This is a genomic window from Paractinoplanes bogorensis, assembly GCF_018829635.1.
In the GTDB taxonomy this organism is placed as follows: Bacteria; Actinomycetota; Actinomycetes; order Mycobacteriales; family Micromonosporaceae; genus Actinoplanes; species Actinoplanes bogorensis.
Genome location: NZ_JAHKKG010000004.1, coordinates 689656 through 709360 on the forward strand (window position 1 = coordinate 689656; position 19705 = coordinate 709360).

15 protein-coding genes are annotated in these 19705 nt (G+C 70.1%); 8 read left to right on the forward strand and 7 right to left on the reverse strand.

The features are described from left to right. Nucleotides 1-98: 98 nt before the first annotated feature. Nucleotides 99-3134 carry an alpha-mannosidase gene (locus KOI35_RS15025; RefSeq protein ID WP_215787754.1) on the forward strand — a complete coding sequence of 1012 codons (3036 nt, stop codon included), beginning with the start codon at nucleotides 99-101 and terminating at the stop codon, nucleotides 3132-3134. Here the strand turns inward: KOI35_RS15025 and KOI35_RS15030 are convergent. After that, nucleotides 3074-5815 carry a hypothetical protein gene (locus KOI35_RS15030; RefSeq protein ID WP_215787756.1) on the reverse strand — a complete coding sequence of 914 codons (2742 nt, stop codon included), beginning with the start codon at nucleotides 5813-5815 and terminating at the stop codon, nucleotides 3074-3076. The two genes, KOI35_RS15025 and KOI35_RS15030, sit on opposite strands and share 61 nt — an antisense overlap. A 64-nt stretch (nucleotides 5816-5879) precedes the next feature. On the opposite strand from KOI35_RS15030, the gene KOI35_RS15035 reads away from it, so the two are divergent. Continuing rightward, nucleotides 5880-6062, forward strand: coding sequence for a hypothetical protein (locus KOI35_RS15035; RefSeq protein ID WP_215787758.1), 183 nt, complete (start codon nucleotides 5880-5882; stop codon nucleotides 6060-6062). A 162-nt stretch (nucleotides 6063-6224) separates the two neighbouring features. Here the strand turns inward: KOI35_RS15035 and KOI35_RS15040 are convergent, their stop codons facing one another. Together KOI35_RS15040 and KOI35_RS15045 are read right to left on the reverse strand one after the other, a co-directional pair. Next, nucleotides 6225-7316, reverse strand: a complete 1092-nt coding sequence (locus KOI35_RS15040) for an alpha/beta hydrolase family protein (RefSeq protein WP_215787760.1) — start codon at nucleotides 7314-7316, stop codon at nucleotides 6225-6227. A gap of 160 nt (nucleotides 7317-7476) precedes the next feature. Further along, nucleotides 7477-7830: a DUF1304 domain-containing protein gene (locus KOI35_RS15045; protein ID WP_215787762.1), complete on the reverse strand. Its 354-nt coding sequence runs from the start codon at nucleotides 7828-7830 to the stop codon at nucleotides 7477-7479. An 83-nt stretch (nucleotides 7831-7913) separates the two neighbouring features. Between KOI35_RS15045 and KOI35_RS15050 the strand changes: the two genes are divergently transcribed. Both KOI35_RS15050 and KOI35_RS15055 read left to right on the forward strand, forming a co-directional pair. Further along, entirely contained in the window at nucleotides 7914-8750 is an 837-nt protein-coding gene (locus KOI35_RS15050) for a shikimate dehydrogenase (RefSeq protein WP_215787764.1), read from the forward strand. Further along, nucleotides 8728-10110 carry an Nramp family divalent metal transporter gene (locus tag KOI35_RS15055; RefSeq protein ID WP_215787766.1) on the forward strand — a complete coding sequence of 461 codons (1383 nt, stop codon included), beginning with the start codon at nucleotides 8728-8730 and terminating at the stop codon, nucleotides 10108-10110. The genes KOI35_RS15050 and KOI35_RS15055 overlap by 23 nt, the downstream gene beginning before the upstream one ends. 101 nt (nucleotides 10111-10211) lie before the next feature. On the opposite strand, the gene KOI35_RS15060 is transcribed toward KOI35_RS15055, so the two are convergent. Further along, on the reverse strand, nucleotides 10212-11270 hold the full coding sequence (locus KOI35_RS15060) for an NAD(P)-dependent alcohol dehydrogenase (protein WP_215787768.1): 1059 nt from the start codon (nucleotides 11268-11270) through the stop codon (nucleotides 10212-10214). Nucleotides 11271-11370: 100 nt separating this feature from the next. Here KOI35_RS15060 and KOI35_RS15065 point away from each other — a divergent pair, with 100 nt between their 5' ends. Beyond that, a complete protein-coding gene (locus tag KOI35_RS15065) occupies nucleotides 11371-11949 on the forward strand; it encodes a TetR/AcrR family transcriptional regulator (RefSeq protein WP_215787770.1) in 579 nt (192 codons plus the stop codon). Nucleotides 11950-11983: 34 nt separating this feature from the next. Next, nucleotides 11984-14194 (forward strand): putative bifunctional diguanylate cyclase/phosphodiesterase, encoded by a 2211-nt coding sequence (locus KOI35_RS15070; protein ID WP_215787772.1) that lies wholly within the window; start codon nucleotides 11984-11986, stop codon nucleotides 14192-14194. A 12-nt stretch (nucleotides 14195-14206) separates the two neighbouring features. Here KOI35_RS15070 and KOI35_RS15075 read toward each other — a convergent pair whose 3' ends face one another. Further along, the gene (locus tag KOI35_RS15075; protein ID WP_246613065.1) at nucleotides 14207-14863 is read right to left on the reverse strand and encodes a DUF6882 domain-containing protein; all 657 of its coding nucleotides are present in this window, start codon (nucleotides 14861-14863) and stop codon (nucleotides 14207-14209) included. Between the two features lie 67 nt (nucleotides 14864-14930). Then, nucleotides 14931-15587 (reverse strand): TetR/AcrR family transcriptional regulator, encoded by a 657-nt coding sequence (locus KOI35_RS15080; protein WP_215787777.1) that lies wholly within the window; start codon nucleotides 15585-15587, stop codon nucleotides 14931-14933. A 253-nt stretch (nucleotides 15588-15840) separates the two neighbouring features. Here KOI35_RS15080 and KOI35_RS15085 point away from each other — a divergent pair, with 253 nt between their 5' ends. Both KOI35_RS15085 and KOI35_RS15090 read left to right on the forward strand, forming a co-directional pair. Then, nucleotides 15841-16392, forward strand: coding sequence for a snapalysin family zinc-dependent metalloprotease (locus KOI35_RS15085; RefSeq protein ID WP_215787779.1), 552 nt, complete (start codon nucleotides 15841-15843; stop codon nucleotides 16390-16392). Between the two features lie 95 nt (nucleotides 16393-16487). Continuing rightward, the gene (locus KOI35_RS15090; RefSeq protein ID WP_215787781.1) at nucleotides 16488-18542 is read left to right on the forward strand and encodes a sensor histidine kinase; all 2055 of its coding nucleotides are present in this window, start codon (nucleotides 16488-16490) and stop codon (nucleotides 18540-18542) included. A gap of 139 nt (nucleotides 18543-18681) precedes the next feature. Here the strand turns inward: KOI35_RS15090 and KOI35_RS15095 are convergent, their stop codons facing one another. Further along, nucleotides 18682-19656: an aldo/keto reductase gene (locus KOI35_RS15095; RefSeq protein WP_215787782.1), complete on the reverse strand. Its 975-nt coding sequence runs from the start codon at nucleotides 19654-19656 to the stop codon at nucleotides 18682-18684. Between the last annotated feature and the right edge of the window lie 49 nt (nucleotides 19657-19705).

Here is a 19705-nt window from a genome sequence, read left to right on the forward strand (position 1 = left end):
GCCAGAGAACCTAACGCGCCCGGCCGTCCGGGGCACAGCTTCCGGGTGGTCATGTCATGCCCTGGCTATCGGGCCGGTCCGGCGGCAGGATCGGAGACATGCACGAGTCGGCACGCATCATCGAAGCCCGCGTCGAGCGGTTCGTCCGTGAGCACCTTCGGCCCGCTGTCGAGCGGCGACGATACGCGCTCGACGTGGAGGCGTGGGATGTGCCGGGCGAGCCGGTGCCGTTCGCCGAGGCGGTGAAGCAGCAGTTCACGCCGACTGCGCCCGGGGTGGCGTGGGGCCGGCCGTGGGGCACGACGTGGTTCCACGTCACCGGCGAGGTCCCGCCGTCGTGGGGAGCGGCCGACGGCGTACGGGAAATGGTGGTTGATCTCGGGTTCTCGCGGGCCCAGCCCGGGTTCCAGGCCGAGGGGCTGGTGTTCCGGCCCGACGGGTCGCTGGTCAAGGGGCTCGAGCCGCGCAACGACGCCGTACCCCTGGCGCCCGGTCCGATCGACCTCTACGTCGAGGCGGCGTCCAATCCCGATGTCAGCGCCAATGTGCCGACGCCGATGGGTGACCGGGCCACCGCGGGTGACGCGCTGCTCTACACGTTGCGGCGGATCGACGTGATCGACCGTGACCTGACCGTTTTCGGACTGTTGCAGGACATCGCGGCCCTGATCGGCCTGATGCGGGAGCTCGATCCGTCACTGCCCCGGCGGGCCGAGATCCTGCGCGCGCTGGAACGGATGGTCGACGCGATCGACCCCGACGACGTGACCGGCACCGCGGCCGACGGACGTGCGGCGCTGGCGGCCGTGCTCGCTTCCCCGGCCCACGCCAGCGCGCACCGGGTGGTGGCGGTCGGGCACGCCCACATCGACTCGGCCTGGCTCTGGCCGATCCGGGAGACCATTCGCAAGTGCGCCCGGACGTTCTCCAACGTGCTGGCGCTGATGGACGAATATCCGGACTTCGTGTTCGCCTGCTCGAGCGCGCAGCAGTACGCGTGGATGAAGGAGCACTATCCGGCGCTGTTCGAGCGCATCCGCGAGCGGGTCGCCGAGGGCCGGTTCGTGCCGGTCGGCGGCATGTGGGTCGAGTCCGACACGAACATGCCGGGCGGCGAGGCGCTGGTCCGCCAGTTCGTGCACGGCAAGGGTTTCTTCCTCCGCGAGTTCGGGTTCGAACCCGACGAGGTGTGGCTGCCCGACTCGTTCGGCTACACGGCGGCGCTGCCGCAGATCGTGCGCGCGGCCGGCTCCCACTCGTTCCTGACCCAGAAGATCTCGTGGAGCGAGACCAACCGGATGCCGCACCACACGTTCTGGTGGGAGGGCATCGACGGCAGCCGGGTGTTCACGCACTTCCCGCCGGTCGACACCTACAACTCCGACCTGGGCGGCGCCGACCTGGCCCGGGCGCAGCGGCAGTACGCCGAGAAAGGGCTGAGCAACATCTCGCTGGTGCCGTTCGGATTCGGCGACGGGGGCGGCGGCCCGACCCGGGAGATGCTGGAGGCGGCCGCGCGGACGGCCGATCTGGAGGGCTCGCCCCGGGTCTCGCTGAGCACGCCGCGGCAGTTCTTCGACGAGGCGCGGGCGTCGCATCCGGAGCCGGCCACCTGGTCGGGGGAGATGTATCTCGAACTGCACCGGGGCACCTACACGACCCAGGCCAACACCAAGCAGGGCAACCGGCGCAGCGAGCATCTGCTGCGCGAGGCGGAGTTGTGGTGGGCCACCGCGGCGTGGCGGGGGCTGGGCGACTATCCGTACGAGGAACTGGAATCGGCCTGGCAGACCGTGTTGCTGCAGCAGTTCCACGACATCCTGCCCGGGTCGTCGATCGCGTGGGTGCATCAGGAGGCCGAGCGCAACTACGCTGCTCTGGCCGACGCGGTGTCCCCGTTGATCCGGCGGGCGCAGGAGACGCTGGCCGGGCCGGGCTCTGCCGACGTGGTGTTCAACGCGGCGCCGGTAGCGACCGGGGCGCTTCAGCCGCTTTCGGCCGACGTGGTGCCGCCCTCTTCCTTCACCGCGCCTGTTGCCGGTGACGGCGGCTGGGTGCTGGACAACGGTGTGGTGCGGGCGGTCTTCGACGAGGCCGGGCTGCTGGTGTCCTTTGTGGTGGGCGGCCGCGAGCTGATTGCCGCCGGGCCGGCCGCGGTGCTGCTGGTCTTCCGGGACATCCCGAACCATTGGGATGCCTGGGATCTGGACGCGCACTATCAGCGGCACGTGACCCCGCTCCTCGAGGCGGACTCCGTCACGGTGTCCGCGTCGGGGTCACTGGTGGTGCGGCGGTCCTACCGGCGGTCGTCGTTCGTGCAGACGTTCCGGCTGGCCGAGGGAGCGGGCGAGCTCGAGATCGAGACGCGCGTCGACTGGCACGAGACGCAGAAGCTGCTGAAGCTGGCGTTCCCGCTCGCCGTGCACGCCGACCGCGCGACGTCGGAGATCCAATTCGGTCACATCCATCGGCCGACGCACGCCAACACGTCGTGGGACAGTGCGCGCTTCGAGACCGTGGCGCACCGGTGGGTGCACGTGGGGGAGCCGGGGTTCGGGGCGGTGGTGGCCAACGACTCGACGTACGGGCATGACATCACGCGGCGGTGGACGGACGACGGGGTGGCGTTCACGCAGGTGCGGGAGTCGCTGTTGCGGGCGCCGCGCTATCCCGACCCGCACGCCGACCAGGGAACCCATGTGATGCGGACGGTGCTGGGGGTGGCGCCGACCGTGCTGGAGGCGATGGCGGCGGGCTACCGGCTCAACCTGCCGACGCGGACGGTGACGGGTGGTGGGGCGGTGGCGCCGCTGGTCACCGTGTCTTCGGATCAGGTGGTGGTCGAGGCGGTGAAGCTGGCCGAGGACCGGTCGGGAGATCTGATCGTGCGGCTCTACGAGGCGCGGGGCGGCCGGGCTGCGGCGCGCATCGACGTGCCGGGGCGAGCCGGTCGGGCGTGGACGACCGATCTGCTCGAACGGCCGGCCCCGAACGCCGCGTGGGAGGCGGACGACCCGATCGACCTCACGTTCCGCCCGTTCGAGATCGTGACGCTGCGGGTGGCGGCCGCCGCTCAAGCCAGGTCGGCCCAGCCCCACGGGTCGGACGGGGAACGGTTGGGCTCGCGGCCGTAGGTGAGGAACTTGGCAGCCTCGGCGGGGGCGAGATCGGCGTATTTGGCGAAGTTGCCGGCGTCGCGGATGCGCTCCGCCAGCCGGACCACGAGGTCGTCCATTCCCAGCCCACGCAGGGTGGGGACGATGTCGTGGCGGACGAGCCTGCTGTTCCACGGGCCGCAGTCGGCGACCACCCGCGTCATGATCGACCGGGCCTGCGGGCCCGGTCCGAGCTCCGACGCCAAGAGGGTCAGGTGGTAATCGAGCCCGGTCAGGTCCAGCGGATCGAGGCGACGTACCAGGACGTCGCGGAGATCGTTCTGCTCGTCGAGCCGCAGCGCCCGGAGCAGGCTCATGACAGCATGCGGGTCGGTGCGGTCAGTTTCCTCGACCGCCTTGCTCGCGGCGTCCGGCGACAGGCCACGCAGGTCTTTCACGCGGTCGAAAACAGAGGGCTTACGAAGGCTGATCACTGGTCCGGCCGGTTGTTCCGGCGGTGGGCGCAGCCTGTCCCTGACGAACGGGGGAAGGTCTGTCCGCATCTGCTCCGTCCATGGTGGTTCCTGGTTGTCGATCAACTCGATGACGGCCGTCACCTTGTCGTCGAGACCCGAATCGATGAGCACGTGGAGGAGCCGCTGCACGTCTCTCGGATCGGTCGGCGCCGGATGATCCGAGCTGATCAAGTGCCGGACCTGAACGTCGAACCCATACTCGTGCAAGGCCTCCAGCAGCAGGAAGAAGGCGGTGGCGCTGGTCAACGTGTGGCCACTGACAAAGGGTCCTACCTCGTCGCGAAATCCCGCTCGGCTGAGGGCGCTCACGATCTCCGGGGCGAACAGGGTCGGGTCATCCACCAGGCGCTGGGCGAAGCGGGCGGCCGTGGGGCGATCGAGCTTGGCCAGCGGGACGAGTAGATCGGCCTCCAACGGCAACCACCGTGCGGGATCACGCTGCAGGAAGGCTGCAGTGGCCTCCGGGTCGTCCAACGTGTGAAGTTGTTCCAGAAGGCGGTCGACGCCCCATGCGTCCAGGTCGGCCTCGCGGGCGGCGCGGCGGTACAGCACGAGCAGAGAATCCTGCGCATTGCGAATCACGAGTTCGTTGATCAGCGGGAATACCTCGTGAGGTTTCGTGCAGGGCGCCTTCTCGGCCACCCAGCGAGTCACCTCGTGGCCCTCTATCCGATGCAGCAGCTCCTCGGGATCGGCCGACACTCCGGCCTCGATCGCCACCTTGCGCATCGACGCCGCGATCCGGAACAGTCCGTAGCCGTCGGCCTGCCGGGCCAGCATCGCCCAGGCAGTTGGGTCGAGGCGACGGCGTGCGGCCACCCAGAACGACTCGGGCGGGACTTCGGTCGCGCGCTCGGTCCTTCCGAGTTCTTCGAGGTATGGCGCGAGGGTGTAGCGCTTGGACTCGGCCGGCCTCCGCAGCCGTGACTTGAGGGAATGCAATGCGCCGGGCAGACCGCGTACAGAAAGGCTTGCCTCGGCCAGGGCGGGAGCCGGCCAATCATCGTCGACGGCGTCCCACTCGGCGTCGGTCGGGTAGCCGGTCGCCGCCTCGGTGAGGAACTCCGCGGACAGGCTTTGCGTCCAGCCGAGCCGCCGAGCGTCCATCGCGGCGGCGATCAGCGCGTGCACCATGACCGGTCCGAACCGGTAGGTGTCGTTCAGCGCGGGCACCCCGGCGAAGTACTGGATGACCTGGCCTTCTGCCTCGCCGGCGGCGCGTCGCCAGCGGCTGTCGGTCGCGACCGCGTTCCGGAGGTCGGCCGGGTCCTGCGGGATGAAGATGCGCGGGACCTCGATGACGGAACCGGCCAGTAGCAGGGTGCGGGCCCGGTGATGAGGGTGGATCTCGCCGGGACTCGCCTTGGCGGTCAGCGTCCGCCACTCGTCCGACCAGAGTGTGCACAACACCGTGACCGGCGCGCGGCCCGGGTCGGCGAGGATCCTCAGCAGCATCTCGGCGTTCTCCTCCGAGAGGTGGTCGTTGGCGTCGTTGAGCCAGACCACCGTGCGCGGACCGACCCGGTCGGCCTCGACCCAGGTCACCGGCTGCCACAGGTACCAGTCGTCGTCCAGCACTCGGACGGCCTCCCAGGCCGATCGTGACTTGCCCGTCGAGGAGTGGCCGACCAGGCTGACGACACCACCGGCAGCTACCCGCTGCGCGACGTCGTGGTCGTGGGAGCGCGGCACGAATGGAATCAGTCGTTCGGTGGACGGAGTCTCGGGGTCGAGCGGACCCCGCACACCGTGCGCCAGAGGGTCGCACTGGCGCACCGGCCGGCCGGCTCGGCTCGTCTCCAGTGCACGGCGTCCATAGGACTGGTTCATAGCCGCCGAGGTGTCCCCGGACCGTCGTCCGGCCGCCTCGCGATAGGCGGAGCGCCATTCCTCGTCCGTCCGTCTCACGATCGCTCGGTGCTTCGTGAGCGGGCCTTGCCGGAGCGCCTCATCGCGGATCGCCCGCACGACCAGGATGAACTTGTCGACGTCATCAGGGCGGCTTTCGCCGGCCAGCCACTTCCGAATCGTGTTGTGCGAGCAGGCCGCCGTCTTGGCCAGCGTGCTCTTGGGTGGGAGGCCTTGGAGCGAACTGTGGGCGTGACCCAGCGCTCTCGCCATCTCGAGGAAATCGTCGCTGCCCACCCGCACACAGTAGGCGGTGCGCACCGAGGGTGCGCCCATCGGTCCACCAGCACGAACGCAGATTTCTGGCTGCGCCCCGGGGTGCGCCGGGAGCGTTCTGTCCATGAATGAGACTGAGATCCTTGCCCTGCTCGTAGCCCTGCTCGTGGCGATCCTGGCCGGACTGGCGGCCGGTTTCCTGTCGTGGCGGTCCGGCCGGCCGGTCCCGTCGGCCGCGCTGGTCGGTGGGGGCGCCGCACTGACCTTCCTGGCGGTGTACTTCGCGGCGGTGAGCGCCTATCGGTGATCGGCGGTGAGCGCTTATCGAAAGAGTGGTTTCCGAGGGACGCGCGGACGCCGGCGCGTGGCCCGAGGCGGTGAGCCGGGCCAGGGGGCGATGCGGTGCAGCGGGGTGTGGAGCTGGTCGCCCGCGTCGCGCCCTGTCCCTCGACAAAAACGGTAATCATTGTCAGGGGAGGTATGTCACCTCGGGGAACGCGCGGCTCGGGCCTTCGAGCAGGCGCTGCCGACGGCCGCGGAGGTGCTGGTCGAAGAAAGCCAGCGGGTACGCCTGCTGGATCCGCACGCCGCGGCCGGGGTCGAGCGTGCCGCACCAGGCGGCGTAGTCCTCGGGGGTCATGCCGATCAGCGGCGCGATCTGCGGGATGAGCCACTGCGTATCGATGTACGAACTGTGGGCCGCGCCCCGGGCCTGGATGTTGAGGCGCCAGCCACGCAGGTTCTGCCAGAACTCCTCGACACTCTCCTCGGTGGACCGGGGGAACTCGGCGCTCATGATCATGAACGGGCGGTCGATCGTGGTGGGGCGGGGCTGCGACTGCATCTCGCCGTCGAACCCGATGCCGGCCCGGACGCGGCGGTCCTCGTTCATCACCAGGGCGGTCGAGGTGGCGCCCTTCGACCAGCCGTACATGCCGACGCGGCGCATGTCGATCGTCGCGCCCAGCGGGCCCCGCAGTCGCTGGAGGTGATCGAGCAGGGCCCGTACGTCGTAGGCCGAGTTCCACGGGTTGAATTCTTCGTCGTCCGGGGTGGTGACCTGGCCGCCGGGGAACTCGCTGTAGCCGTCGCCGGTGTGGTCGACGGTGGCGACGACGTAGCCGTGGCTGGCGAGTTCCTGCACCACGATCGTCGTCTCGGCTCGGCAGGAGTTGTTGCCGTGTGAATAGACGACGACCGGGCGGCCCTCGCCTGCGGGCAGCGGCGGTGCGCCCAGGAGTCCGGCGGTCAGCGGGGCTTCGGCGGCGTCGAGGTCGACCGAAGCGAACAGGGCGTGGTACGAGGCGGCGGGCATCCAGGGCGCGCGCGGGTAGCGGCGGCCGTCGTCGGCGGCGGGGTACCAGATGCTCGCCATGACGTCGCGGCCGTTGCCGCCCCTCAGGCGCTGCGCCACGGTCCCGATGCGGTGCGGGCCGGTGGGGCGGGGGAGCGTGAGGCGCTTCGTGACGGCGGCGACCGCCGGGCCGGTGCTGAGCGGAACGGCGACGCCGGCGGCGAGCGTGGCGGTCAGCAGGGTGCGGCGGGTCAGGGCGATGGTCATCGTTCCTCCGTGATTCGGTGATCTCGGCCCGGGCGGCCTGGAAAGCGCGTGGCCAATCCATCGGCAGTGCCAATAGGTTTCCACTGCAAACCAGTGGGCGCAAGAGAGCCCGCCATGATCATTTGCATGATCGGGGCGGGCGGGGCGGGCCGAGGCGGGGTTAGCCGGCGAGCAGCACGAAGATCAGCGCGAGCGCGGCGGGCGCGGTCTGCACGTACAGGATCCGGCGGCTGGCCGTCGCAGCCCCGTAGACCCCGGCGATCGCCACGCAGACCAGGAAGAAGATCTTGGCCGCCATCGAGTCGGCGATCAGGCCCCAGATCAGCCCGGCGGCCAGGAATCCGTTGTAGAGCCCCTGGTTGGCCGCGAGCGCCCGGGTCTGCTGGGCGAACTCGGGCGTCAGGCCGAACGCCTTGTATCCCCGCGGCGTGGTCCACAGGAACATCTCGAGCACCAGGATGTAGACGTGGATGAGCGCGACCAGCGCCACCAGGACATTCGCGACGATGATCACCGCGGCAGCCTACACGGGGCTTGACAGTGGGCCCCGTCACAGCGGATAACTAACGTACTAGTCCGTACATAAGAGGAGTGACCATGCGCTGCGGCCTCATCGGCGCCGGCATCGGCACGTCCCTGTCCCCGGCGCTGCACGAGGCCGAGGGCCGTGGCCAGGGTCTCGACCTCACCTACGAGTTGTTCGACGTGTCCACCGAGTCCGAGCTCCGGCGGACTCTCGGACAGGCCGAGCGCGCCGGGTTCGCCGGCGTCAACATCACCCATCCGTTCAAGCAGCAGGTGATCGGCCTGCTCGACGAGCTGTCCCCGCAGGCACGCGCGATCGGCGCGGTCAACACCGTGGTCTTCCGGAACGGCCGTCGGCGGGGACACAACACCGACGCGTTCGGCTTCCTGGAGGCGTACGGGAAGGAAATGTCAGGAAAGATCGTGCAACTGGGAGCGGGCGGCGCGGGTGCGGCCATCGCCCACGCGCTGCTCGGCCTGGACGCCGTCGAGCACCTCACGATCGTCGATCCCGATCCGCGCAAGGTGATCGGCGGCGAGCGCGTCACCCGCGTGCCGCCGCGAGACCTCGCGACCGTCCTCGAGCACGCCGGCGTCCTGGTCAACGCCACCCCGGTCGGCATGAAGGAACACCCCGGAATGCCCCTGCCGGCCGAGTTGCTCCACCGCGGCCTGCGGGTCGTCGACATCGTCTACATGCCCGTCGAGACGCCGCTGCTGCGCGCCGCCCGTGACCGCGGGCTGCGCGCGATCGGCGGGACGGCGATGTGCGCCCACCAGGCCGCGGCCGCCTTCGAGCTGTTCACCGGGCGCACCCCCGACATCGCCCGGATCCTGCGCCACCTCGATTCCGTCCTGGACGAGGACGCCGAAAAGGGAGCCCCCCATGCTCACCGAGACCAAGACTGACCTCCCCGAACCCCTCTCGCTGCGCCGGATGATCGGCCCCGGAGTGGTCGCCGTCGGCATCGGCATGGCCGCCGGCGAGATCATCCTGTGGCCCTATCTGACCGCGATCGGCGGACTCGGCCTGCTGTGGCTGGCCTTCTGCACGCTCGCCGTCCAGTTCGTCATCAACATGGAGATCGAGCGCTACACCCTGGCCACCGGGCAGACCGTGGTGGCCGGCTTCTCCCGCTGGTGGAAGGGCTGGGGCATCGTCATCTGCCTGGCCGGCGCCTTCCAGTACGTGTGGCCGGGCTGGGCGACCAGCGGATCGACCGTGCTCACATACCTGTTCGGCGGCGGCGATCCGGTCTGGATCACCGTCGTCGGCCTGGTGCTGGTCGGCGCGCTGCTGTCGGTCTCCAAGGTGATCTATACGACCGTCGAGCGTGTCGAGTGGGTCAAGGTCGGGCTGACCATCTTCTTCCTGGCCGTCGTGGTCGTCTTCGTCATCTCGCTCAGCACGTGGGGCGACGCCGCCCGGGCCACCGTCACCGAGTTCGGGCGGATCCCGGCGGGCATCACCTTCACGCTGATCCTGAGCGCGATCGGGGCCGCCGGCGCGGGCGGCGTCCACAATCTGGTCCTCAGCAACTGGATCCGGGACAAGCGCTACGGCATGGGCGCGCACGTGCCACGGCTGATCTCCCCGATCACCGGCCAGGAGGAGGCGGCCGGCACCGATCGCTACGACATGGCGACCGACGAGGCGAACCTGGCCCGCTGGCGGGTGTGGTGGAAACGGGCCAACCTCGAACACCTGGTCACCTTTGTGGCCGTGTGCTTCGTGACGATCAGCATCATGTGCCTGCTGGCGTACGAGACGCTGTTCGGCCGGGACGATCTCAAGAGCGACACCTCGTTCCTTCGCATCGAGGCTTCGTTGCTGGGGCAGTCCGGCGGCGAATGGCTGCGGCTTCTGTTCCTGGCGGTCGCGGCGGTGTCGCTGTGGGCGGCCGCGATGGGGCTGCTCGACATCATCGGGCGGGTCGCGTCCGACTTCCTGCGCCGCAACTATCTGCAGACGTCGGTGCGCTGGACCGAGCCCCGCCTCTATCTGACCGTGGTGTGGATCGAGATCGTGCTGGGCTCGCTGATCCTGCTGGCCGGCTTCACCCAGCCGCTCGGGTTGCTGATCGTGTCGACGTGTGCGGCTTCGGTGGTGACGCTGCTCTATTCGGCGCTGCTGGTGCGCCTCAACACCCGGGACCTTCCTTTGCCCGTACGGATGAAGGGCTGGCGTCTCGGCGGCATGCTCGTCGCGATCGGGTTCTACGGGTTCTTCGCCGTCGCCATGATCGTCACACAGTTGCAGCGGTTGTAGTCGGATCCCGCCCGCGCAGATCCACCGCGCAGATCCACCACGCAGATCCCGCCCACCCAGGGGGAACCTCCACCAGCCAGTCTACTGAAATCGGGTGATCTTCACGGCCGCCCTGTGGACAACTCCGCATTGTGGACAACGTCAAGATCGGCCATGTCGAGCACGAACCGGTACCGGACATCACCCTTCTCCAGCCGGTTCAGCGCCTCCTCGACCCGGCTCGAGGGCAGCAGCTCGATGTCGGCGGTGATGCCGTGCTCGGCGGCGAAGGACAGCAACTCGGCCGTATACCTGGTGCCGCCCGTACCGGAGGAAGTGAGGTTCTTGCGCCCGAAGGTCAGGTCGAGGATGCGGACCTCGGCCGGCATCGGGTAGCCGAGGACGCTCAGCGTGCCGTCGAGGCCGACCAGGCGCAGCAGCGGCGAGAAGTCGTGCGGCGCGGCGATCGTGTCGAGGATCAGGTCGAACCGGCCGACCGCCTCCTTCATCCGCGACTCGTCGGTGGTGAGCAGCAGATCGGCGGCGCCCAGCGCAGGGGCGTCGCCGGCCTTGTCCGGGGTGCGGCTGAGCACGGTGACCTCGGCTCCGAGGGCGACGGCGAGCTTCACGCCGAGGTGTCCGAGTCCGCCCAGTCCGGCCACGGCGACCCGGCTGCCGGCACCGATCCCGGCCGCACGCAACGGCTCCCACATGGTGATGCCCGCGCACATCAGCGGCGCGGCGGCGGCCGGGTCCAGCCCCGTCGGCAGGAGATAAGCAAACCTTTCCCGTACGACGTACGCGCGGCTGTATCCACCCTTGTTGACACTGCCGTACGTGGTGATCGGACCCTGATAGCAGAAGTTCTCCTGGCCGATGCGGCACATCGCGCACTCGCCGCACGAGTCGACGACGGTGCCGACGGCGACGAGATCGCCCACGGCGAAGCCGGTCACCTCGGGGCCGGTGGCGGTGACGGTGCCGGTGAACTCGTGTCCCGGAACCAGGCCCTCGGTCGCCTTGCCGGTCATGCCGTGGATGGCGTGCAGGTCGCTGTGGCAGACGCCGCAGTAGTCGACCCGGACCGCGATGTCGTCCGCGCGCAGGTCGCGGCGCTCAATGGTGACTCGCTCCAGCGCGGTGGAGTTTCCGGTGCTCTGCCAGGCGTACGTGGAAGCCATGGGTTTCTCCCTGTCAAAAACAAACTAGTTGGTCTGTCGTCCAACGTAGCCCGCTCGGCACGGCAAAGCAAACTAACTCGTCTGTTTGTATAGTGGGCCCATGCCCGAACTCCCGACCACGTCGCGCGGTGCGGCGACCAGCCGGCGCATCCTCGACGCGGCCGCGCAGGAGTTCGCCGAGTTCGGCATCGCGGGCGCCCGCATCGACCGCATCACCGCCGCCGCGAAGACCAACAAGGCCCAGCTGTACGGCTACTTCGGCAACAAGGAAGGCCTGCTCGACGCCGTGGTGGCCGACCTGCGCAGCCGCGGGGCGAGCGCGGTCGCGTTCGACGCGGGCACGCTGCCGGACTGGGCCGTCGCCATGTACGACCAGAACCTCCGCGACCCGCTGATGGCCCGCCTGATGGGCTGGATGCGCCTGGAACAGCGCCCGGTCGGCCTGATCTTCGACGACGAGGAGCTGGTGCCGAAACTGGCCGCGGTCAAGCGGGAACAACAGGCGGGCCGGCTGCGGGCGGGCGACCCGGCCGACCTGCTGACCCTGGTCGTGTCGATGGCCGACGCCTGGTCGGCGACGAGTCGTGCGTATGCGGCCTCGGCCGATGAACCCGCCGCCCGCCACGAAAGCCGCCGCCAGCTGCTGCGCGAGACCGTACGGCGCGCCGTCGCACCTTGATCAGGTTTGCCCGGACCCTGCCGATCGGACCGGCATGCGGGTCCGAATCTGGGCGTTGTGGCCGGTCGCCGGAACACTCGCCTGCCTGGCCTACGTCGCCCTGCCGACCGAGAACGAGCACGTCCTGCTCTCGGCCGGGGTCGGCGCGCTCGCCGTCGTGCTGGCGTTCACCGGCATCCGGCGCAACCGGCCGGTGCGCCGGGGCGCCTGGCTGACCTTCACGCTGGGCCTGGCCGCGTGCGTCGCCGGTGATCTCGGGGTGGCGGCCAACCAGTTCGCGCTCGGCTACCAGCCGTTCCCGTCGTGGGCCGACGGCTGCTACCTGATCGGGTACGTGCTGCTCACGGCCGCCCTGTTCGCCCTGACCCGGCACCGGCGCGGCCTCGACTGGACCCGCTTCCTCGATATGGCGATCATCGCGACCGGGCTCGGGCTGGTCTACTGGGTGCTGGTCGTCGTCCCGGTCGCCCTGGACGCCGAGCCGAGCCTCGCCTACGTGGTCACCCTCGGCTACCCGACCGCCGCCGTGCTGCTGTTCGCCGCGGTCGTCCCGCTGATCGTCCGGCCCGGCCCGCGGACGCCCAGCCTGTGGCTGCTCACCGCGGGCAGCACCGTCTGCCTGGCCGCGAGCGCGTTCTACAGCCTCGCCCCGTCGCTCACCCCGCTCGCCGCCCGGCTCGTGTCGGGCGGTTTCCTGTTCACCTACCTGTGCTTCGCCGGGGCCGCCCTGCACCCCACCGCGCACAACCCGCTGCCCCGCCCGTCCGCCGAACGGTTCGGCCCGGCCCGGCTGGTGCTGCTGACCGGCTCGACCCTGCTGGCGCCGACCGTGCTGATCACCGAGGGCGTCCACCGGCACGGCCACGTCGACTGGCTCGCCGCCAGCATCGGGTCGATCCTGCTGTTCCTGCTCGTCATGGCCCGGCTGTCCGGATTCGTGACCACGGTGCAGCACCAGTCCGGGCAGCTCGAGACGCTGGCCATGACCGACGGCCTGACCGGGCTGGCCAACCGCCGCCGTTTCTCCGACCTGCTGACCGCGACGGTCGACGGCCGGTCGATGCACCTGCTGATGCTCGACCTCGACGGGTTCAAGGCGGTCAACGACAGGCTCGGCCACGGGATCGGCGACCGTCTACTGCAGGTGATCGCCGACCGGCTCGCCTCCGTCCTGCGGCACACCGACCTGGTCGCCCGGCTCGGCGGCGACGAATTCGCGGTCGTCATCAGCGACGTGACCGACGAGGAGGTGGACGCGATCGCCGAACGGGTCACGTCCGCCGTCCGCCGCCCGGTCGAGATCGGCGAGCATCACGTCGCCGTCGGCACGAGCGTCGGAGTGGCCTCCGGGGCGAGCATTTCCGACGCGTACGAGGTGCTCCGCCGCGCCGACGTGGCGATGTACGCGTCGAAGCGGGCCGGTGCCGGTCGCCACCACTGGTACTCGGCCGACCTCGACGACCAGGCCGGCGACGAGGGCCGCCTGATCGACGACCTGCGGACCGCCCTGGACACCGGGCAGCTGCGGGTGGCCTACCAGCCGATCGTCACACTGCCGGACGGCGCCCTGGTCGCGGTCGAGGCCCTGATCCGCTGGCACCACCCGGAACGCGGCCCGATCAGCCCCGCCGTCTTCATCCCGCTGGCCGAGCAGACCGGCATCATCCACGAGGTCGGCGCCTGGGTGCTGCGGACGGCCTGCGCCCAGGCCGGCGCCTGGCGAGCGTCGTCGGTGGACGTCGCCCCACGCCGGGTCAGCGTCAACGTGTCGGCCCGCCAGCTCGCCGACCCCGGTTTCGCCGAGCTCGTCGCTTCGGTGCTGACCGAGACAGGGCTTTTCCCGTACGAGTTGGTGGTCGAAGTGACCGAGACAGCGGTGTTCGGGGGTGGGCAGGCGGTCCGGACCGTCAAGCGGTTGCACGAGCTCGGGGTGCGGATCGCCCTCGACGACTTCGGCACCGGGCACTCGTCGCTCGGCCTGCTCCAGACCGTCCCCGTGGACATCCTCAAGGTCGACAAGTCGTTCGTCGACCACATCACGACCGAGGGCCGCCAGGCGGTGATCGCGAGCGCGCTGATCCAGGTCAGTCAGGGCCTGGGTCTCGAGGCGGTCGCCGAGGGTGTGGAGACAGCCGACCAGGCCGACGAGCTGTACCGGCTCGGGTACCGCCTGGCGCAGGGCTACCTGTTCGGCCGCCCGGTCGAGGCGGACGAGGTGCTGCCCGCCCGGGGCTCGTTACGCTGAGCCCCCGCGTTGTCAGGTGCGCGGGGAGATCGAGCCGTTGAGCTGGGCGATCCGGCCCAGGTGGTCGAAGCTCACGGTGAGCTCGGCGCCGGCCGGGTGGTGCGCGATCAGCGACTCGCCCGAGTCGACCGGCCAGCCCTGCTGCTCGAAGAAGGCGCCGACGCCGGCCCGGTGATCGAACGGGAATGCCGAGATGGTCTGGCTGATCACCGTGAGCGCCCGCTCGGGCAGAATCTCCTGCTGCGGCACGCCTTCCAGGTGGAAGAAGAGCGCCCCACCCTCGTACGGCCCCCGGTAGTAGGGCCGCCCGGTGAGCCCCGACGCGACCAGGGCCAGGCGGTGCCCGTCCGCGCGCTCGAGCGGGAAGGACCGCTCGGTCAGCTCGGCCACACCCTGAGTCTCGCCATATCCCCGCAGCCACGTGCACAGCTGTGTCAGGGCTGGCGGCAGGTTGCTCGCGTGGTTGGCCCACGCCCACAGCCAGGAGTTGTCGCCGTGACTCTCGCTGCCCAGCAGCTGAAGGGGAAATCGCAGATCATCGCCGAACGTGGCGACCCCCGCCCCCATGTCGACGGCCCAGTTCCGTTCGCCGATCACATCGGCGAATGCGAACTGCCGGGCAATCCCGGTGAGCACGTGCCGGCTGAAAAGATCATCAAAGGCTGACATCGCGGCGACTTTACCCGCTCCGAACAACATCAAGGTGTCCACCACCAGGCCGGACGCCACCCTCCGATCAGCGGGTGGGTGTCGCCGTGACGTGCGCGACGACGAGGTCGCCGATCATCTGGCGCTGGTGATCGCGACGGCCCGGGTCGAGCAGGTCGCGGTCGAAGATGGCCCGGAACGTGTAGCGATTGGCGCCCCGGAAGATGCAGAACGAGCTGATGATCTGGTGCACGTCGAGCGCGTCCACGTCGTCGCGGAACAGGCCGGCCGCCCGCCCCCGCTCGACGATCCGGCTCAGCACGTCGAGAGCCGGCGCGGCCAGCCCCGCACGCGCCTCCGACTTGAGCAGATGCTGCGCGTAGTGAATGTTCTCGATCGCGACCAGCCGGACAAAATCCTGATGCTGCTCGTGGTGGTCGAAGGTCAGCTCAGCCAGTTTGCGCAACGCCTCGACCGGCTCGAGATGGTCGACGTCGAGCTTCTGCTCCAGCGCCCGGATGTGCTGATAGGCCTGTTCCAGCACAGCCAGGTAGAGCCCTTCCTTGCCCCCGAAGTAGTAATAGATCATCCGCTTGGTCGTCCGCGTCTTGGCCGCGATCTCGTCGACCCGCGCCCCCGCATAGCCCTGATCGGCGAACTCGTGCGTCGCCACCTCGATGATCTCGGCCCGCGTGCGCTCGGCATCGCGTACCCGCTCACCGGGTGTCACCGCTCCCGCTGCCATGCCCCGACTCTATCCGCGCCCAGTCACCCCCGGCGGTCGGCGTGCCGTGTGTTCCCCGGCCGGTCATCGTCGCCGGGCCGGTCTACGCCGTCGCGTTCCTGGTGTCCGGCGAGGCACGCCCGCGGTCGGAGCGGCGGTCCGGATCGCGCCGGGATAGGACGGTTTCGGTATGAGCGGAGAACATCGATGACCATCTTTGTATGGCTAGGGTCGGGAACCAGGAAACCCCCCGATCCCCCGCAGGAGGGCATTGATGCTTCGTCAACGACTGGCGGCCGCGCTGTGCGTGGTCGCCGCGATCGCCGGCGTCCAGGTGGCCGCGGCGGCGCCCGCTTCGGCCGCGCCCCGGGTGCTCTATTACGACGCGAGCCAGGCGCAGGAGTTCGTCTCGGTGGTCAACCAGGGCGCACAGATCTGGAACAGCCGGGCGACGAACGTGCGGCTCGAGCCGGTGACGGCCGGGCGCACGCCGAACATCCGGATCTACGCCGACAACGGCTGGCCGCGGGCGCAGACCACCTCGCTCGGCAACGGCCGGGTGTGGATGGGCCGGCAGGCGGTCGACCAGGGCTACTACCCGCCGCGGATCGCCGCCCACGAGCTCGGGCACATCCTGGGCCTGCCCGACCGGCGGACCGGGCTGTGCGCCGACCTGATGTCGGGCAGCAGCGCCCCGGTGTCGTGCACCAACTCGTATCCGAACTCGCGCGAGCTGGCCACGGTGAACGCGAACTTCGGTACGTCGGCCGCGGTCACCCCGCAGACCTACGTCTGGCAGCCCGCGCTCGCCGGCGCCGCGAGCTGACAGATACCCCGACCCGGCCCGGTGACGGCTCGCACCGCGGCCGGGCCGGGGACGGCGGGCGCTCAGTTGCAGGCCGGTTGCGCCGATTATTGGGTATGCGCGGCCTGCGGGAGTGGTGGCGTCCGGCGGTGGTACCCCTCGGGGTGTGGCTGCTGCTGGTCGTCGTGGGCAGTGGTGTGCTGCTGTGGCAGCAGGACAACAGCCGGCAGGCGGTGGCCGAGCGGTTCGACCACGGCGTGGGCACGCTGGGCGACTTCATGAACGGGGTTGCCACCGAGGTGCTCATGCGGGAACAGGTGCAGGCGCAGGCTTCGCTGGCCGATCCGGTGGTCGACGCCCGGGACTTCGAGCGGGCGGTCGACGGGTTCGGGTATTCGAACGCGGTGCTGCTCGATTCGCAGGGGCGGGTGCTCCAGATCGCGCCGAGCGACCCGGGCAAGATCGGGCGGGACATCTCCGTCCGGTACGAGCATCTGCGCACGGCGTTGCAGGGGCGTCCGGCGGTGTCGGGGGCGGTCGCCTCGGCGGCGCGGAACATCCCGGTTGTCGCGTTCGCGGTGCCGTTCGACACCAGTGCGGGGCGGCGGGTCTTCTCGGGCGCGATTCCGATCAGGGCCAGCCCTCTGGCGTCGTACTTCACCAGCGCGCTCTCGCTGGACGGGGCCCGGGTGCAGATGGTCGACACGAGCGGCAACGTGGTGGCCACGACCGAGCCGTTCGCCGGAGGTTCACCCACGCTGGCCGACCAGGATCCGGCGCTGGCCGGCGCGCTGACCCGGGATTCGGGCGGCCGATATCAGGCCGACGGCGGGTGGTGGCGCTACTCCTCGGTCGCGGTGCAGGGCACACCGTGGCGCCTGTCGGCGACCGTGCCGGAAGACGTGCTGTTCGGATCGTTGCACAACACCGAGATCGCCGGGCGGGCCGCGCTCGGTGGGGCGGCGGCGGTCGGGCTCGCGGTGGTGATCATCGCCGGACGGGCCCGGCGCAACCGGCGCGATCTGCTGCTCAGCGAGCGCAGCTTCCGCAAGGTGTTCGACGGCTCGCGGATCGGCATGCTGCTGGCCGACACCCAGGGCCGGTGCCTGCGGGTCAACCCGGCGGCCAGCCAGATCTTCGGCCGCGCCGCGGAAGACGTCGTCGGGCGGCTCATGTCCGACCTCACCCATCCCGACGACGCCGACCTGGCCGCCGGGCCGATGCGTGACTGCCTGGCCGGGCGGATCGACGGCTTCGACCTCGACAAGCGCTATCTGCGACCGGACGGCGAGGTCGTGGAGGCGTCGATCACCAGCGCGGTGCTGCGCGACGAGGAGGACCGTCCGCAGTATTTCGCGACCCAGATCATCGACGTGACCGAGCGCAACGCCCTGGAACGGGCGAGCGCCACCGCCCAGGCCGAGCTCGCCCAGCGGGCCGAGGAACTGCAGGACGCCAACACCCACCTGGCCGACGTGATGGCGATGCTCAGCCACGACGTGCGCCAGCCGCTCGCCAAGATCGTCGGGCTGGGCGGGCTGGTCGTCGAGGAGTGGGCCGGGCTGCCCGAGCACACGAAGGTCAATTACGTGCAGCGGATGACGGCGGCCGGCCACCGGGCGAACGACCTGGTCACCGACATCCTGATGCTGGCCCAGTTCGACGCGGGGGCGATGCTGGCCCGGCCGGTCCGGGTCGACGTCTCCCACGCGACCCGCGAGGCGGTCAAGGCCCACCACATCAGCTCGGGCACGCCGATCACGGTGATCGCCCCCGACGAGACCACCGGGCTGGCCGATCCCGGGCAGCTCACCCTCATTCTGGGCAACCTGCTGACGAATGCGTCCAAGTACGGGAAGCCGCCGATCGAGGTGCGGGTGGTCAACGCCGAGGAACAGGTCTCCATCCGCGTGGCCGACCGTGGCGAGGGAGTGCCGCCCGACTTCGTGCCGCACCTGTTCGACCGGTTCGCCCGGGCCGGGTCGGGAGTGGCGACGACGACGGCCGGCACCGGGCTCGGGCTCTATCTGGTGCGGCAGCTGGCCCAGGCGGGTGGACTCGACGTCTCCTACGAGCCCAACCACCCGCACGGCGCCGTCTTCACGGTCAGCGTCCCGCGTGCCGCGCCCGGCCCCCGCGTCCGGGAGCCCGAAGCCGAGTTCGCGACGTAGCGAAAGGGGCCGGTGCGGCGCCTGGCAGACGTCCGCGACCAGTTCGAATACCTCGGGCACGTCACGACCGCGGACCGGTAATCCGCGGCGCGGCAGGTGGCTGCGGTTGTGGGTGCTCAACGGCGTACGGGAAAGCGGGTCAGATGTTGGTCAGCTTCTCCAGGTGCTCGGGGTAGCGGCCGCCCTGGATGTCGATCTTCGCGGCGGCTGTGTCCAGCTCGGCCAGGTCGTCCGGGGTGAGCTCGACGTCGGCGGCGCCGATGTTCTCGTCCAGGCGCTCGAGGCGGCGGGTGCCGGGGATCGGGACGATGTAGGGGCCCTGGGCCAGCAGCCACGCCAGCGCGATCTGGGCCGTCGTCGCGCCCTTGCGGGTGGCTACGGTGGCCAGCAGGTCGACCAGGGCCTGGTTGTTCGCGCGCTCCGCCTCGCCGAAGCGGGGGATCGTGCCTCGGATGTCGCCCTCGGTGAAGGCCGTGTCGGCGCTGATCGTGCCGGTCAGGAAGCCCTTGCCGAGCGGGCTGTACGGGACCAGGCCGATGCCCAGCTCGTCACACATCGGCAGGATCTCGGCCTCGGGGCGGTGCCACCACAGGGAGTACTCGTTCTGCAGGGCCGTCACCGGCTGGACCGCGTGCGCCCGCCGGACCGTGGCCGCGGCCGCCTCGGACATGCCGAAGTGGCGCACCTTGCCCGCCTCGATCAGCTCCCTGACCGCGCCCGCCACCTCCTCGATCGGCACGTCGGGGTCGACCCGGTGCTGGTAGAACAGGTCGAGCCGGTCGGTCCGCAACCGCTTCAGCGACGCGTCGGCGACCTCCTTGATGTGGTCGGGACGGCTGTTCAGACCACCGGTGCCGATGGCGAAACCGAACTTCGTGGCGATGACGACCTGGTCCCGTACGGGCTGCAGGGCCTCGCCGACCAGTTCCTCGTTGACGTACGGGCCGTAGACCTCGGCGGTGTCGAAGAACGTGACGCCCCGCTCGACCGCCGCCCGCAGCAGCGCGATGTTGTCGGCCCGCCCGGGCCCGGGACCGTAGCTCTGGCTCATCCCCATCGCCCCGAAGCCGATCGCCGAGACCTCGAGGCCGTTACCCAATGTCCGCATTCGCATGACCCCGACGCTATGCCCGCCGGACCGGACGAGGGGGTTTCTGTCAGTA

Coding starts and splice junctions, on each gene's coding strand:
- KOI35_RS15025 (WP_215787754.1), top strand. CDS start 99: ATGCACGAGTCGGCACGCATCATCGAAGCCCGCGTCGAGCGGTTCGTC.
- KOI35_RS15030 (WP_215787756.1), bottom strand. CDS start 5,815: ATGGGCGCACCCTCGGTGCGCACCGCCTACTGTGTGCGGGTGGGCAGC.
- KOI35_RS15035 (WP_215787758.1), top strand. CDS start 5,880: ATGAATGAGACTGAGATCCTTGCCCTGCTCGTAGCCCTGCTCGTGGCG.
- KOI35_RS15040 (WP_215787760.1), bottom strand. CDS start 7,316: ATGACCATCGCCCTGACCCGCCGCACCCTGCTGACCGCCACGCTCGCC.
- KOI35_RS15050 (WP_215787764.1), top strand. CDS start 7,914: ATGCGCTGCGGCCTCATCGGCGCCGGCATCGGCACGTCCCTGTCCCCG.
- KOI35_RS15055 (WP_215787766.1), top strand. CDS start 8,728: ATGCTCACCGAGACCAAGACTGACCTCCCCGAACCCCTCTCGCTGCGC.
- KOI35_RS15060 (WP_215787768.1), bottom strand. CDS start 11,270: ATGGCTTCCACGTACGCCTGGCAGAGCACCGGAAACTCCACCGCGCTG.
- KOI35_RS15065 (WP_215787770.1), top strand. CDS start 11,371: ATGCCCGAACTCCCGACCACGTCGCGCGGTGCGGCGACCAGCCGGCGC.
- KOI35_RS15070 (WP_215787772.1), top strand. CDS start 11,984: ATGCGGGTCCGAATCTGGGCGTTGTGGCCGGTCGCCGGAACACTCGCC.
- KOI35_RS15075 (WP_246613065.1), bottom strand. CDS start 14,863: ATGTCAGCCTTTGATGATCTTTTCAGCCGGCACGTGCTCACCGGGATT.
- KOI35_RS15080 (WP_215787777.1), bottom strand. CDS start 15,587: ATGGCAGCGGGAGCGGTGACACCCGGTGAGCGGGTACGCGATGCCGAG.
- KOI35_RS15085 (WP_215787779.1), top strand. CDS start 15,841: ATGCTTCGTCAACGACTGGCGGCCGCGCTGTGCGTGGTCGCCGCGATC.
- KOI35_RS15090 (WP_215787781.1), top strand. CDS start 16,488: ATGCGCGGCCTGCGGGAGTGGTGGCGTCCGGCGGTGGTACCCCTCGGG.
- KOI35_RS15095 (WP_215787782.1), bottom strand. CDS start 19,656: ATGCGAATGCGGACATTGGGTAACGGCCTCGAGGTCTCGGCGATCGGC.